General features: G+C 66.2%; 12 protein-coding genes. 10 read left to right on the top strand and 2 right to left on the bottom strand.

The genetic code is table 11. The features are described 5' to 3' along the window. The first annotated feature begins 169 nt into the window (after positions 1-169). The gene (ilvA, locus tag B1964_RS13200; RefSeq protein WP_006370477.1) at positions 170-1,570 is read left to right on the top strand and encodes a threonine ammonia-lyase IlvA; all 1,401 of its coding nucleotides are present in this window, start codon (positions 170-172) and stop codon (positions 1,568-1,570) included. 65 nt (positions 1,571-1,635) lie between these two features. On the opposite strand, the gene treZ is transcribed toward ilvA, so the two are convergent. Next, positions 1,636-3,429 carry a malto-oligosyltrehalose trehalohydrolase gene (gene treZ / locus B1964_RS13195; RefSeq protein WP_079930089.1) on the bottom strand — a complete coding sequence of 598 codons (1,794 nt, stop codon included), beginning with the start codon at positions 3,427-3,429 and terminating at the stop codon, positions 1,636-1,638. A gap of 363 nt (positions 3,430-3,792) precedes the next feature. Between treZ and B1964_RS13190 the strand changes: the two genes are divergently transcribed. From B1964_RS13190 to B1964_RS13150, 9 genes are all read left to right on the top strand, one after another. Further along, positions 3,793-4,590: an ABC transporter permease gene (locus B1964_RS13190; RefSeq protein ID WP_014360331.1), complete on the top strand. Its 798-nt coding sequence runs from the start codon at positions 3,793-3,795 to the stop codon at positions 4,588-4,590. Position 4,591: 1 nt separating this feature from the next. Continuing rightward, positions 4,592-5,458, top strand: coding sequence for an ABC transporter permease (locus tag B1964_RS13185; RefSeq protein WP_006370474.1), 867 nt, complete (start codon positions 4,592-4,594; stop codon positions 5,456-5,458). Positions 5,459-5,467: 9 nt separating this feature from the next. After that, the gene (locus B1964_RS13180; RefSeq protein ID WP_079930083.1) at positions 5,468-6,793 is read left to right on the top strand and encodes an MlaD family protein; all 1,326 of its coding nucleotides are present in this window, start codon (positions 5,468-5,470) and stop codon (positions 6,791-6,793) included. Further along, the gene (locus B1964_RS13175; RefSeq protein ID WP_079930082.1) at positions 6,790-7,821 is read left to right on the top strand and encodes an MCE family protein; all 1,032 of its coding nucleotides are present in this window, start codon (positions 6,790-6,792) and stop codon (positions 7,819-7,821) included. The genes B1964_RS13180 and B1964_RS13175 overlap by 4 nt, the downstream gene beginning before the upstream one ends. Before the next feature lie 8 nt (positions 7,822-7,829). Then, the gene (locus B1964_RS13170; protein ID WP_079930081.1) at positions 7,830-8,810 is read left to right on the top strand and encodes an MCE family protein; all 981 of its coding nucleotides are present in this window, start codon (positions 7,830-7,832) and stop codon (positions 8,808-8,810) included. Then, positions 8,804-9,925, top strand: coding sequence for an MCE family protein (locus B1964_RS13165; RefSeq protein WP_079930080.1), 1,122 nt, complete (start codon positions 8,804-8,806; stop codon positions 9,923-9,925). The genes B1964_RS13170 and B1964_RS13165 overlap by 7 nt, the downstream gene beginning before the upstream one ends. Before the next feature lie 89 nt (positions 9,926-10,014). Continuing rightward, entirely contained in the window at positions 10,015-11,100 is a 1,086-nt protein-coding gene (locus tag B1964_RS13160; protein ID WP_079930079.1) for an MlaD family protein, read from the top strand. Further along, the gene (locus tag B1964_RS13155) at positions 11,097-12,269 is read left to right on the top strand and encodes an MCE family protein (RefSeq protein WP_014360325.1); all 1,173 of its coding nucleotides are present in this window, start codon (positions 11,097-11,099) and stop codon (positions 12,267-12,269) included. The genes B1964_RS13160 and B1964_RS13155 overlap by 4 nt, the downstream gene beginning before the upstream one ends. A 108-nt stretch (positions 12,270-12,377) precedes the next feature. Then, positions 12,378-13,358 (top strand): hypothetical protein, encoded by a 981-nt coding sequence (locus B1964_RS13150; protein WP_079930078.1) that lies wholly within the window; start codon positions 12,378-12,380, stop codon positions 13,356-13,358. Between the two features lie 16 nt (positions 13,359-13,374). Here B1964_RS13150 and treY read toward each other — a convergent pair whose 3' ends face one another. Next, positions 13,375-15,744 (bottom strand): malto-oligosyltrehalose synthase, encoded by a 2,370-nt coding sequence (gene treY / locus B1964_RS13145; protein ID WP_079930077.1) that lies wholly within the window; start codon positions 15,742-15,744, stop codon positions 13,375-13,377.

Raw genomic sequence — 15,744 nt, 5'->3', positions numbered from 1 at the left:
GCCCCCTGCCGATACGCGCCGACGACCATGTGGTGGATGCGTTCTCGCCGAGTCTAGGCGCGTGCTGCGGCCCGGCGCAGGCAATTGCCCGGCGGGGCCATGGGGCCGGTGCCCGGCGGGCCGTCGAGCGTCCGCCCCGCGCGGTCCGGACAGCGCTGCCGGTGAGACCATGGGTGCCGTGAGCACACCGCACGTCAATGAGTCGCTGCAGCAGTCGGGGCCGGGTTTGTCGGCCGCGGCGATCGACGCGGCCGCCGCACGCATCGAGCCCGCGGTCGCCCACACCCCGCTCGAGGCGGCCCCGCGGATCAGCCGTGATGTCGGCGCGCAGGTCTACCTCAAGCGCGAGGATCTACAGACCGTCCGGTCCTACAAGATCCGCGGTGCCTACAACGTGATGGCGCAACTGTCCCCACAGGAGCGGTCGCGCGGGGTGGTTGCCGCGAGCGCGGGCAACCACGCCCAGGGGGTGGCCTACGCCTGCCGCACCATGCAGACGCCCGGCCGTATCTACGTGCCGACCACCACCCCGAAACAGAAGCGCGACCGGATTCGTTGGCACGGCGGCGATTACGTAGAGCTATTGGCGGTCGGCGACACCTACGACGCGGCCGCGGCCGCCGCCCAGGCCGACGTCCTGCGTACCGGTGCGGCCTGGATTCATGCCTTCGACGATCCGCGGACCGCCGCGGGTCAGGGCACGATCGCCCGGGAGGTCGTCGATCAACTCGGCCGCGCACCGGATGTCGTCGTCGCACCCGTCGGTGGTGGTGGTTGTCTGGCCGGGATGGCCACCTACTTCCGTTCGGTCTCGCGCGAGACCGTCATCGTCGGGGTCGAGCCGACCGGTGCCATCTCCCTCGCCGCCGCCCTGGTCGCCGGCGGACCGGTGACGCTCGATCGGATCGACCCGTTCGTCGACGGTGCGGCCGTCAAACGCATCGGCGCGCTCGGGCACCGCGCGATGGCCGATCTCGACGCATCGGTCACCGCCCACCCGGTCCTCGACGAGGTCCGCGCAGAGACCACGGCGCACACTCCGGTTCGGATACTGCCCGACGAGCCGGTGTCGTTGCCCGCGGGATCGGCACACATCACCCACGTCGACGAGGGCGCGATCTGCACGACGATGCTCGAGCTCTATCAGAACGAGGGCATCATCGCCGAGCCGGCCGGAGCACTCGCGGTGACCGGCCTCTCGCAGCTGAAGCTGCCCGACGACGCCGTCGTGGTGTGCCTGGTCTCCGGCGGCAACAACGATGTCTCCCGCTACGGCGAGATCATCGAACGCTCGCTGGTCCACCAGGGGCTCAAGCACTACTTCCTCGTCGACTTCCCGCAGGAGCCGGGGGCGCTTCGGCGTTTCCTCGACGAGGTCCTCGGACCCGACGACGACATCACCCTGTTCGAGTACGTCAAGCGCAACAATCGCGAGACCGGCGCGGCACTCGTCGGTATCGAGCTCGGGGACCGCGACGGACTCGCCGGCCTGATGGACCGGATGGATCACTCGCGACTCAATTGTGAACGGCTCGAACCGGATTCGCCGGCATATCAGTATCTGACCTGACAGTGCATATCAGTACCTGACCTGACCGTGACGGCTACGAGATCTCGGCCGATCACGGGTGACGGTTATGAGCGGCGGCGGCCGATCACCACGTTGTGGCCGGGGCTGCGTATCCCGTCGTCGACCGATTCCACCGGCTCCCACCACAACACCGGCTCGAGGTCTATGGGCACGGTGAGCGGCTCGTCGGCCAGCACGCAGACGACCGACCACTGCGCCTCGGACGCGTCATCGCCGCGGTGCATCGCGAACCATCCCCCGGTGTCGTCGTGGTCGGTGTCGATGGATTCGAAATCGCTGCGGGAGAAGGCATCTGTGGACTTGCGCAGCGCGATCAGGTCGCGGTAGAAGTCCCGAACCCGGGAGTGTTCCGGCGTGTCGGGTTCCGACCAGTCCAGTTTGGAGCGCAGAAACGTCTCCGGATCCTGCGGGTCGGGGATGTCGTCGGTATCCCAACCGTGGTCCGCGAATTCGGCCTTGCGGCCGTTGCGGGTGGCCTCGGCGAGCTCGGGTTCGGGATGGGAGGTGAAGAACGCGAATGGCGTACCGGCGGCCCACTCCTCACCCATGAACAGCATCGGGGTGAACGGCGACAACAGCACCAGCGCCGCCTTGATCGCGAGCCGGCCGTGGTCGAGGTAGTGGCTCGGCCGATCACCGATCGCCCGGTTGCCGATTTGATCGTGGTCGCAGGTGTAGGCCACCAGCGCGGTGGTCGGGACCGTCTCCGGGATCGGTCTACCGTGGTGTCGGCCGCGGAAGGAGGAGTACGTCCCGTCGTGGAAGAAGCCGCCGCGCAACACCTTTGACAGACACTCGAGACTGCCGAAATCCGCGTAGTAGCCCTGTCGTTCGCCCGAGACGGCGGTGTGGATCGCGTGATGGATGTCGTCGTCCCATTGAGCGGTCAGACCATGGCCGTTGACCGTTCTGGGCAGGATCAGTCGCGGATCGTTGAGGTCGGACTCGGCGATGAGGGAGCAGGGACGGCCCAGCGAATCCGACAGTGCGTCGGCACCGACCGCGAGGGCTTCGAGCAGCGGATAGGCGCGGTGATCGACGAGGGCGTGTACCGCGTCCAACCGCAGTGCGTCGACGTGGAATTCGGTGAACCAGCGCAGCGCGTTCTGCAGGATGTAGGTGCGCACCTCGTCGGAGGACGGACCGTCGAGGTTCAGCGACGCACCCCAGCCGGTCGAACCGGCACCGAGGTACGGCCCGAAATCGGGGAGGTAATTGCCCGACGGCCCGAGGTGGTTGTAGACGACGTCGAGGACCACGGCCAGCCCCCGGACGTGACAGGCGTCGACGAAGCGGGCGAAGGCATCCGGGCCGCCGTACGGTTCGTGCACCGCATACCAGCCGACGCCGTCGTAGCCCCAGTTGTACTCACCGTTGAAGGCGTTGAGCGGCATGACCTCCACCGCATCGACGCCGAGCTCCACCAGGTCGTCGAGGTGCCCGATGGCCGAGTCGAGGGTCCCCTCGGGGGTGAAGGTGCCGATGTGGAGCTCGTAGAGCACGGCACCGCGGATGTCGCGACCGGTCCACTGCGCGTCGTGCCAGATCGACGGGTCGACCACATGGAACGCGGAGAGGCCGTGGACGCCGTCGGGCAGACGTACCGACCTCGGGTCGGGCAGCGCGCGCTCCTCGTCGTCGATGAGGAATCCGTACCGCAGGCACACGGGATCGGTGTGTCCGAGTTCGCCGAGCGCCGTGGTCAGTACGGCCGGGTCGATCCGGTACCACCCGGGTGCGTCGGTGCCGATCATCGGCAGATCACGTGTGCCGGTCGGAGTGACGACCCGGGTGCGCATCCGTGTCGCCGCGGGCGCCCAGACCCGGAGGTCGGCCAGGCCGCGAGGCGGTAGGAAGGGAGTCGCGTCGATTCCGTTGGAACGATTCCCGTGTTTCTCCTCACCTTGGACGCGTGACCAAGTTACTGTGTCGGCACCCACACATGCGTGGCCCTCCACATCGGGGGGACCATCCTGAGGCTCGTCCACACACCTCACCGTATTGCGTGAGGTGCGAGGCCGCAGGCCACGCCAGGTGTGACCCGCGGCATACGACCCGTTCGGCGGTGCTGTATATTACTGCGGGCCAGGCCTGCCAGGGGGGCACGCGACGGATGACGTACGACGCAGGGATGGGTGTTGAGCAGCACTGACGCAGTGGCTTCGGAAGACGAGGCAACAGGGACGCGCAAGCCCGGGGGAGTGCGCAAGTGGTTTCGCGAACACATCGTGGCGAGTTTCGAGACCTTCGGTCGTCAGCTCGCGATGTTCGTCGAGGTGTTCAAGGTCCTCATCGAGGACATCCTCAAGCGCCGCTTCCCGTTCGGTGAGTTCATCCGCCAGTGCGCCTTCATGTCGAGCACCTCGGTGTTCCCGACCTTCCTGGTCGCCATCCCGATCGGCGTGATCGTCTCGATCCAGGTGTCCAACATCGCCGGGCAGATCGGTGCGACGTCGTTCTCCGGTGCCGCCACCGGACTCGGCGTCATCCGGCAGGGCGCCCCGTTGGTCACCTCGCTGTTGCTCGCCGGTGCGGTCGGTTCGGCGATTGCCGCCGACCTCGGCTCCCGGACCATCCGCGACGAGATCGACGCGATGCGCGTGATGGGTGTGAACCCCGTGCAGCGACTGATCTCGCCGCGCCTGCTCGCGACCATGGTCGTCAGTTTCCTGCTCTGCGGTTTCGTGTGTTTCGTCGGCTTCATCACCGGTTACGCCTTCAACGTTTATTTCCAGGGCGGCACCCCCGGTAGCTACACCGGCACCTTCGCCTCGTTCGCCTCGGTGTCGGACCTGTTGTTCGCCTTGATCAAATCGGTCATCTTCGGCGCGATCGTGGCGATCGTGGCCTGTGACCGCGGACTCAACACCAAGGGCGGGCCCGCCGGTGTCGCCAACTCGGTGAATGCCGCCGTGGTCAATTCGGTGCTGCTGTTGTTCACCGTCAACGTGGTGCTCACCCAGTTGTTCGCCATCGTCGTCCCGGCAAAGGTGGTGTGAGATGGCCGCATCCCGGTACGTCCCGCCCGTACTCCGGCCCGTCGAGGCCGCCAAGGGTGTCTACCGCGGGCCGCGTGACGCGCTGGCACGCATGGGGCACCTCATCACCTTCCTGGTGCGGTCGATCGGTGCGGTGCCCATCGCGTTCACCCACTACCGCAAAGAGGTCTGGCGTCTGCTCGCCGACGTGGCGTGGGGTAATGGCGCGATCGTGGTCGGCGGCGGCACCGTCGGCGTCATGGTGATCCTCGGCGTCATGGGCGGCGCGACGGTCGGTATCGAGGGTTACACCGCACTGAATCTCCTCGGGATGTCACCGGTGACCGGTGGTCTGTCGGCATTCGCGACGACCCGCGAGATCGCGCCGCTGCTGGCGGCGACCGCGTTCACCGCGCAGTCGGGTTGCCGCTTCACCGCACAGCTCGGGTCGATGCGGATCAGTGAGGAGATCGACGCGCTGGAATCCATCGCGATCCGGCCCCTGCCGTATCTGGTGACCACCCGGATGTCGGCGGCGGTGCTGGCGATCGTACCGCTGTACTCGGTCTCGTTGGCCGCGAATTACCTTGCGTGCCAAGTTATGTTCCAGGTCCAGAGTGGGCAGGGGCCGGGAAACTACCTCGCCTATTTCAACGCCTTCCTGGTCTCGAGTGACATGGTGTACTCGTTCATCAAGGTCATCATCTTCGTGCTGTTGACCACGTTCATCCAGTGCTACTACGGGTATTTCGCCTCCGGCGGTCCGGAAGGCGTCGGGGTGGCCGCCGGACACGCGATCCGGCTGGCGATCATCGTCATCGTCTTCGCGAATCTGGTCATGACGCTGGTGTTCTGGGGAACATCGCCCGGCATCAAGATCTCGGGGTGAGGGGCAGCCATGCTGATAGCCACCGACGGCCGTAACCCTTCGCTGGTGCAATATGTGTTGCGCGGCAGTGCATTCCTGATCGTGTTGGTGATCCTGTTCGTGCTGCTGTTCATGCGGTACGAGGGCGTGTTCAGCTCCACCGTCGCGGTCAACGCCAAACTCACCGACGTCGGTGACGGCCTGACCTCGGGTGCCGATGTCCGCTACAACGGCCTCATCGTCGGGTCGGTCAAGAACGTCGCTCTCACCGACGAGCCGGGCCAGTCCGGGGTGAACCTGCGCCAGGTCGACATGGACATCACCCCGGCACAGTCCGAGGGCATCCCGGCCAACGTCACCGCGCGCACGGTGCCCTCCAACCTCTTCGGTGTGAACGCGGTCGAGCTGGTGCAACCGGACCATCCGTCTGCCGACCATCTCTCGGCGGGAGCGTCCATCCCTGCCGACCGATCGCTACAGACGATCAAACTGCAGGACGCGCAGAACCAGCTGCGGACGCTGTTGCAGGCGGTGCCACCGGAGCAACTCGCCGGTGTCCTCGGCACCATCGCCGACGCGCTGCGCGGCGGCGGGACCACTTTCGGTCTGTTCGTCGGCGTCCTGCAGAACTATTTCGACACCATCAACGCGCAGTTCCCCCCGGGTGCGCCGTCCGGATTCGACAACTTCAACCAGTCCGTACAGGGCCTGTCGCGATCCGCGCCGCAGCTGTTGGATACGTTGGGCCGCAGCGTGATCCCGGCGATGACCATCGCGCAGTCGCGGGACGACCTGACTACGTTGCTCTCGGCGGCGCAGGGCCTGACCGACGAGGTGCAGGCACTGTTCGCGGCCAACGGTGACGGCGGCAAGCGCATCGTCGCCGACACCAACACCCTGCTCGGTGCGGCGGTCTACGAGCCGAATGCGTTGCCGCAGGCGCTGAGTGCACTGAACAATCTCGCGGCCAAGGTCCTCACGGTGTTCACCGGTGTCAACGGGCACGCGCAGCTCAACATCGGCGTGAGTTTCAGTGCCTTCCAGCGCTATACCCGCCAGAACTGTCCCGTGTACAACGGTGGGCCCTACGGTCAGCTGCGCGGTCCCGGGTGTGTCGGTCCGGGCACCGGCACCGGACCGACGAGTTCGGGTCCGCTGATGATCTATCCGTCCGACGGGATGCGCCGGATGTCGCCGGCGGGCATGGTCACCACCGGCGCCGACAACCTGACGCTGACCGCCGCACTCGATCGTGCGCCCAGTGCGGCCGACACCTTGATGCTCGGCCCGCTGGTGCAGTCGGTCTCGACCCAAACCGGTTCGACCCAGACCGGCACCTCGGGAGGGGGACGATGAGCGCCGCGCAGTCGAGTATCCGCAAACCGCTGATCGGGTTCGCGCTGTTCGCGGTCGTCGCGTTGCTGCTGACCTACATCATCTATTCGACGCTGGAACGATCGGTGTCGGGCAGTACCAACAACTTCAGCACGTTTTTCACCGACGCCTCGGGTCTGGCCAAGGGCGACGACGTCCGTATGGCCGGTGTGCGGGTGGGTCGCGTCGATTCGATCGATCTCGTCGACGGCCGCGCCAAGGTCACCTTCGAGGTGCAGGACAACCAGCCGATGTACACCACCACGCAGGCCGCGATCCGGTACCAGAACCTGATCGGCCAGCGGTATCTCGCGCTGTCCCTCGCCGACGGGACCCCGCAACCACTCTCGGTCGGGTCGACGCTCAAGGAGCCCTCGGAGGACTCCTTCGACGTGACCAAACTGCTCGCCGGATTCCAGCCGGTCTTCGACACCTTGACCCCCGAGCAGGTCAACAATCTCTCCAACGGTCTGGTCCAGGCGTTCCAGGGCGACACGGTGTCGTTGTCCAACACCGTCGCCCAGGTCGGCAAGTTCGCCTCCGACATGTCCAACCGGGACGTGGTGATCGGGGCGATCATCGACAATCTCAGCGGGGTGCTGCGTGACCTGTCGCGGCAGGGCGACCAGATCGGCACTCTCGTCGACAGCGTTTCCGACGTCATCAAGAACCTGAACGCGAATTCGGCGGCCTTCGGTACCGCCGTCACCCAGATCGGAAACACCGCAGCGGGATTCGCCGACGTCCTCACCCAATCCCGGGGGAATCTCGCCGACGCGGCCACCTCGGCCAACCAGGCGACCAGGATTCTGATCGGCAACGGCTCCAAACTCGACGGGATGGCCAAGAACCTGCCGATCTTCCTCGGACACTTCCCGCTCGTGCTCGGCCAGGGGGCCTACCTGAACATCTACGCCTGCGACCTCGACATCGCGATCGGTGATGTGTTGTTCCCGCCGGGGATCATCAACAAGATCGGTGGCACCAACCACTCGGTGGTGTGCCGATGAGAAGCCGCATGCGTCGGAGCTTCGACGACCACCGACTCCTCTGGTACGGGTTGGCCGGCACGGTGGTCATCGTGCTGCTCGTCCTGGGTATCACCGGAATCGGCAAGGCCGACATCGGCAAGAAAACCTATTCGGCGGACTTCGCCCAGGCCGGTGGCGTGCGACCGGGCGACAAGGTCCGGGTGGCCGGCATCGACGTCGGTGAGGTCGGCTCGACCGAACTGCAGGGCAACCACATCCACATCACCATGAAGGTCGACAAGGACGTCGACGTCACCGCCAACGGTTCGGCCGAGATCAAACTCTCGACCCTGCTCGGCCAGCGCTACATCGATATCTCGCTGGGCAATTCGCCCGATCCGGCGGCCAACAACGTGATCACCGAGACCAGGGTTCCCTACGATCTGCAGAAGACCATCGAGAAGGGCACGCCCATCCTGCAGGGCATCAACGACGAGGACCTCGGCCAGAGCATCCGAACGTTGAACCAACAACTCGCCGGGGCGCCCGCGGTCACCAAACCGACGCTCGACTCGCTGACGCAGATGTCGGAGATCATCACCGACCGTCGCGATCAGATCAATCAGCTGATCAGTGACACCAAGTCGGTGACCGCCATCGTGCAGGACAATTCGGCGCAGCTGGCGATCATCGTCGGTCAGGGAGCACAACTGGCGAACAAGATCGTCGCCCGCGAAGCCCTGGTGACCCGGCTGCTCGACGGCGTCGCGCAGATCACCGAACAGGCCCAACTCGTCGCCTCCGAGGACGCCGACCAGTTCGCCCCGATCATGGCCAACCTGAACACCATCACCCAGGGTCTGGAGAAGAACCGCGACAACCTCCGCAAGATGCTCGAGGTCCTGCCGGTCACCGCGCGCCTGACCAACAACATCCTCGGCGACGGTCCGTACGCCAACGGCTACCTGCCGTGGGGCATCTTCCCCGACAACTGGCTCTGCACGGCACGGGTGGTGGACGGATGCTGAACGCGCACATGGTTTCTCGGAAGGTCACGCGGCGGTCGATGATCCTCGCGGGGCTGATCGTGCTCGCCGTCGGTGTGCTCTCGGGGTGTTCGCTGATCCCGGCCGGCTGGAAGACCGCGACCGGTCAGGCCATCGAGGTCACCGCGTTCTTCCCGAACACCGCGGGCCTCTACACCACCAATGACGTTGCGGTACTGGGTATGCCGGTCGGTCAGGTCACCAAGATCGAGGAGCAGGGTAACCGGGTCATGGTGAAATTCACCATCGACAAGAACGTGCCCGTTCCGGTCGACGCGACCGCAGCCATCGTCAACACCTCGATCGTCACCACCCGGCACAGCGAGCTGACCCCGGCATACTCCAAGGGCCCCAAGCTGACCGACGCCGCGGTGATGCGCAACGAGGGCATGAGTCCGGTGTCGGTGGGTGACCTGTTCGACGCGGTCGACAAACTCGTCAGCAATCTCTCCGGCCAGGCGCCGGGAGAGGGGCCGGTCGCCGACCTGATGGACGTGACCTCGGGCATCACCAGCGACAACGGACAACGGCTGCAGGAGGCGATCAATCAGCTCGGCAGCGCCTCGCAGGTGGTGTCGGGTAACGGCGACGCGATCGTCGACATCGTCAAGTCGGTCCAGCAACTCACCGCCGCCCTTGTCGCGAATTACCCGAAGATGAAAGACTTCTCGAACTCCATCAATCAGGTCAGCGAGATGCTCGGACGTCAGTCACCGGGTCTGGTGGCGACTCTGGGCGATCTGAATCAGACACTGCTCAACACCTCGGAGTTCCTGCACAACAACGCAGGCACGATCGGCGCGTCCACCGGGCGACTGGCCGCACTCGCGGAGAACCTGAGCGACTACTCACGTCAGGTCGTCGAGACCATCGACCTCGGGCCGCTGCTCTTCCAGAACCTGAGCAATTCCATCTCCGCCGAACAGGGTGCCTGGCGTGCCCAGGTGCTGCTGGACAAGTCGTTGCTCGACACCCAGCTGGTGTCCCAGTTCTGCAAGGCGATCAATCTACACAAGAACGGTTGCGAGACCGGTCAGCTCCAGGGCTTCGGGCCCGATCTCGGGGTCTTCTCGGCATTGGAGGCCCTGACAAAATGAGCCCAGCATCCCTCTCTCGTCCGTCTGTCTCTCGCCGATCATTCTCCAGACGCCTTCTGGCGCCGGTTCTTTCATGGACCCGCAAGCTGGTGGTGACTGGGATCGTCGCGACCGTGTTGGCCGTCACCGGTTGTTCGGCGATACCCGGTCTGACCGTCGAGCAGATCCCGCTGCCCGCCCCGGGCAATCTCGGCGACACCATGACGTTGAACGCGAGTTTCGACAATGCGCTGAATCTGCCGACCCGGGCCAAGGTGAAGCTCTACGGCATGGACGTCGGCGAGGTCACCGGTATCCGCGCCGAGAACTACAAGGCGATCGTCACCATGGATGTCAGCACCTCGGCCAAGGTGCCCAAGGGCACCGGCGCCGAACTGCGGCAGGCGACCCCGCTCGGTGACGTGTTCGTCGCGTTGCTCCCACCGTCGAATTCCGACGCCGGCTACATGTCCAACGGCCAGACGCTGACCGGCCCGCGGTCGGCTGCGGCGACCGTCGAGGATCTCCTGGTCAGTCTGAGTGGATTCGTCGACAGCGGTTCACTCGGTTCCACCCAGCAGATCATCACCGAACTCAGCGCCGCGGTGTCGACCTCGCCGGACGATCCGCAACAACTCAACGGTGCCATCGCCGGATTGACCACGGCCCTGCGCAAACTGAACCAGAACTCCGCCGAGGTCGACGCCGCGATGCGCAACACACAGGTGCTGACCGGGCAGCTCGCGGCGGGACGCGCGCAGATCATGGCGTCGATCAACAAGCTCTCGCCCGCCTTCGACACCATCAACGACGAGATGCAGACGATCCTGACCACGCTCGACAAGACCAATCAGGTCACCGCCGCCACGAACGATTTCCTCGGCAGCGACGGACAGAATTTCGTCGAGCTCACCGGTCATCTCGCGACCCTCCTCGACGAACTCAAGCAGGGCGCGACGATCCTCGGACCGTTGTCGGACAATGTCGCCGAGTTGACCCCCAAGTGGGCCAAGTCGACCAGTTCGAGTGCGGCGTCGTTGTCGGCGAAGGTGTACTACCTCAACCCGGGCGCCGGGTTCGATTCGGCCAGCCGTCTTCCCGAGCTCGGCGATGTCGGTGCGGCGGGAGAGTCGTTGCAGCAGACGCTGACCCGACTGCTGGCCCGGCTGACTGCGACCCAGGGGTGCTGCGGATGAGTGGATTCATGGGGTGGCTGCGCAAACACTCGATCGTGCTGGGCAACCTGGCGCTGATCGGGGTGATGCTCATCGGGCTGGCCTACTTGTCGTTCGGCGCGCTGCGGTGGGCGCCGTTCCAGGGCCACTACACGCTCACGATCAATTTCCCGATCTCCGGTGGCCTGCAGGACACCTCGCAGGTGACCCTGCGCGGCGTCCCGATCGGCGACGTCAAATCCATTCAGGTGCAACCACAGTCGGTGAAGGTGGTGGTGTCGGTCGACGACGACGTGCACATCAACCGCAACACGACGGTCTCGGCACTCGGCTTGTCGGCCGCGGGTGAACAGTACGTTGATTTCTCCCCGCCCAGCGCCGAGGGGCCCTACCTTCGCGACGGCGACACCATCAACGTGAACCAGACCAAGGTGACCACGCCGTTCCCGCAGTTGCTCGAGACCTCGCTCGGCGTCATCGACCAGATCGATCCGGCCAAACTCGCGTCGATCGTCGACAACCTCGACGTCGCGCTCAATCCCAAGGGCGACACCAACGACCTGCGCGTGCTGTTCGACGCGGGCGGAACGATCTTCGCCGACCTCTACCGCGTGTTGCCGCAGACCACCAAGTTGATCTCCGAGACGGGCACGATCCTGCAGACCACCTCGCAGATCCAGCCCGATCTGCAGGGCACGGTGTCCTCGTTGAGTTCGGTGGTCAACGCGGCGGTTGCCGCCGACCGTGAGCTGCGCACGTTGCTGGGCAAGGGCCCGCAGCAGTTGTCCAGCCTGTCCGGCTCGATCAACGAGATCCAGGATCCGATCACCGATGTGCTCGGTCAGCTGCTGGACGTGACCCGCCAGGGTGCCCTGCGCGCACCGGCGGTGGTCAATCTGCTGCCGTCGATCAGGGACGCGTCGATCAAGTCCCTCACCATGTTCCACGACGGCGCCTGGTGGGCGTTCGGTTCGATCTACCCGCGTCCGTACTGCGACTACGCGGTCACCCCGGTGCGCCCCACCAAGATCCTCGAGTTGTCGGTGCCGACGAATCTGTACTGTGTCACCGAGGATCCCAACCAGCAGATCCGTGGCTCGGCGAACGCACCCCGTCCGCCGGGGGACGACACCGCTGGACCGCCGCCGAACTACGACCCGAATGCGCGGACGGTTCCGCTGGACAAGTGACGCCCGCCCTCCGGGGGCTCGCACCGCACCCGACTCCTCGCCGAGGGGAGTCGGGTGGGTCGGATCGGTGGGGACCGAGTGGGCGGCGAATGAGAACGGAAACACGCGATGACAGGTGAGCAGGACGACGTGCGCAACGAGGCGGCCGATGACGGCCGAGAAGGCACGGCGACGGATGAGCCGGGCGCCGTGGAGGATTCCGGCGAACCGGACTCAGCCGTCGCCGACGGGACCGACGCCTCCGATGCCGCGCCGACGAAGGCGTCGCTGACCAAGAAGCCGATCCCGCGTACCAAGAACGCGCGGTCCGGATCGTCGCGGCGCCCGGATCCGGAGGATGCGGATGCCGACAGGGCGGATGCGGCGAGTTCCGGCGAGCCCACGGCATCGTCTGCCGCCGCCACCGGAGGTGCTTCCGCGCGAGGCGCATCCGCCGGCGGTGCGTCCGCAGCGGCCACACCCGCACGTGGCAAGCAGATCTCGATCACGCTGTCGGCGCGCGCTCTGTGGCGATCGCTGGTGGCCTTGGTGGTCGTCGCCGCGATCGTCGGCGTGGGCTTTCTCGGCTGGTTCTTCCACCGCGATCAACAGCGCCTCAACGCCTTCGACGACGCCAAGAGTGCCTCGGCGATCTTCGCCAAACAGCTGACCAGCAGCATGAACGCCGACACGGTCGCCAACATGAAGGACATCGTCGGGCCACTGACCACCGGCGAGTACCGCAAACACCTCGAATCACAACTCGGCGACACCACCAAGGCGATCCAGTCGATCAACGTCAAGAACACCAAGATCGATGTCCAGAAGGTGTCGGTGATCGACTTCGGCCCCGACCACGCCTCAACCATGGCCGTGGTACAGGTGACCGGTACGAGTACTCTTGCGCCGCAAGGTGGTACGTCGCTGTTCATGTATTCGCTCAAGCTCGACAAGGTCGACGGCAAGTGGCTCGTGTCCGATCTCGACGCCATGCAGGCCGGCCTGTCCGATGCCGGTGAGGCCGGTGCCGGCGGCGCGTCCACGCCGAACGCAGGGCAGGCGAGTGCCCCGGTACCCACACCTGCGCCCGCTCCGGCACCCGGCGGCTGAGGTCGTCGGGGTCCGGTCAGATTCCCGAACGGGTCAGGATCGCCACCGGACCGGCGGCTCGTAGGGCCGCGAGGTCGACCGACCCGGCGTGCTCGGACCGTGACCCGGCATCGATCCAGGTGCCGGGCGGCAGGGCGAGCGTGGTCGTCGCGGCACGGTCGTCGTCGAGACTGTGGGTGAAGCGGGCGGTCACCACGATCACCCGCGGATCGCTCTCGCCGCGCACACCGCGGCCGAAGGCGATCGCGTGGTCGGCGGCCGACCCGTCGACCTGGAGCGGGCGATAGTCACCGTCGGGGCCGAACGCCGGGCGGTGTTCTCGGCGAACGCGCAGGGCGGCAGCCACCAGCCGCGTCTTGGGATGATCGAGCGACCGGCGGAAGTCCACGGGTCGACGATTGTCGGGATCGACCAGTGAGTCCTCGTACCACTCGGTGCCCTGGTAGATGTCGCCGACACCAGGTCCGAGAAGTGCGATGGCCTTGCGTGCCAACACTTCCTGTTCCCATGCCGGACCGATCCGAGTGACCAGGTCATCGATCATCCCGGCCACCGGTTCGGTGGTGAGCGCGCCGATCCAGGCATCGAGCGCATCCTCGAAGGCCTCGTCGACCTCGGTCCACGTGGTCCGCACACCCGCTTCGCGGGCGGCTTTGCGCGCATAGGCGCGCAGGCGATCACGCAACTCGTCGTCGACCTGCCCGTCGAGCGGCCACACCCCGATCACGTTCTGCAGCAAGAAGTATCCGGTCAGATGATCAGGTGGCGGAGCGGTGTCCCAGATCTGGCGGACCAGCAGCGACCACCGCTCGGGGACTTGCGCGAGCAGCGCGATGCGCGCCCGCACATCCTCGCCACGCTTGGTGTCGTGGGTCGAGGAGGCCGTCATGGCGCGCGGCCAGTCCTGCGCCCGGACGACGTTCAGTTCGTGGAAATGACGCAGTGACAGCGCCGGGTTGGCCGGGTCGCCGCCGACCTCCTGCGCCGACACGAGACGGGCCGTGCGGTAGAACAAACTGTCCTCGACGCTCTTGGCGGTGACCGCGCCGCACGTCTGTGCCAGCCGGGAGGTCGGGGCACCGGGCGTGGCGGTGGCGCGCACGATGAGCGTGACGGCGTCGGCGAGATCCGGTCGACGGCGTGCGATCTCCTCGGCCACACCGAGCAGACGGGATCGCAGCGACGGATAGTCGGCCCGGTAGACACCGAGATCGGCGATCATCTCGGCGACCGCGTCGGTGAGGGCGGCCGAATCGGCGGTCGGATCCGAATGGGTCAGTGCGCGCACGAGCCTGCGGTGTTCGGCGGGGAACATCTGCGCGAGCGTGGTCAGCTTGCGCTGCCGTTCGGTGTCGTGCAGCCAGTGGGCGTCGGCCGGCACCCCGGTGGTGTGTTCGTGGATCTCGCTGAGCTCGACGATCCCCGACGGGGCGGTGAACACCGACTCGATGAGCCGCAACTGGTCGTAGCCGGTGGTTCCCTCCACCGGCAACGTCGGCTCGAGGGCCTCGTCGGCGGCGAGGATCTTCTCGATGTAGAGCAGACGATCGGTACCGATGTCACCGCGCAATCGCTCGAGATAGGACATCGGGTCCCACAGCCCGTCTGGGTGATCGACGCGGACACCGTCGATCAGGTCGGCGTCGAGCAACTCACGAATCCAGGCGTGGGTGGCGTCGTAGACGGCGTCGTCCTCCTGGCGCAGTCCGGCGAGTTCGTTGACCGTGAAGAATCGGCGGTAGCCGATGACCCCGGAGTTCCACGGGACGAGTCGATAGTGCTGTCGCGCATGGACATCGGTTGCCGTCCCGCCGAGACTTCCCGGTGCGGTGGGGAATTCGTGGTCGTAATAGCGGAGAATGCCGTGCTGGTCGACGGTCAGCGGAGCCAGGTCACCGTCGGCGGCGAGGACCGGCAGGGCCAGCTTCCCATCACTGCCGTTGTCGGAGGAGAAATCGGCGTCGAAGTACCCGGCGTACCGTGAACCGGGGCCGTGCCGCAAGAGGTCGGCGAACCAGGGGTTGCGCAGGACCTCGGCCACTCCGGTGTGGTTGGGGACGATGTCGATGAGGATGCCCAGACCGACCGCGCGCGCCGCCGCGCGCAGTGCGGCCAGACCCTCGCGGCCACCGAGGGCGGGCGACACCTGTGGCGGGGGTACCCAGTCGTAGCCGTGGGTGGAGCCGGGCATCGCGGTGCCGATCGGCGAGAGGTAGACGTGGCTGACACCGAGGTCCGCCAGATGCCCGAGGATGCCGATGACCTCGACGAAACCGAAGTCCGGGGTCAACTGAACCCGGTAGGTGGCGATGGGTTCCGGGCGTTTGCCGCCGGCGGCGACCGGCGCACCGTCACCGGTGTGCGAGCCCGGGTGCGTACCGGCCAT

This window comes from Gordonia sp. i37, assembly GCF_002043085.1.
Lineage (GTDB): Bacteria > Actinomycetota > Actinomycetes > Mycobacteriales > Mycobacteriaceae > Gordonia > Gordonia polyisoprenivorans.
The sequence above is the reverse complement of the archived record's forward strand: the minus strand, read 5'-3'. Positions and strand labels throughout refer to the sequence as shown.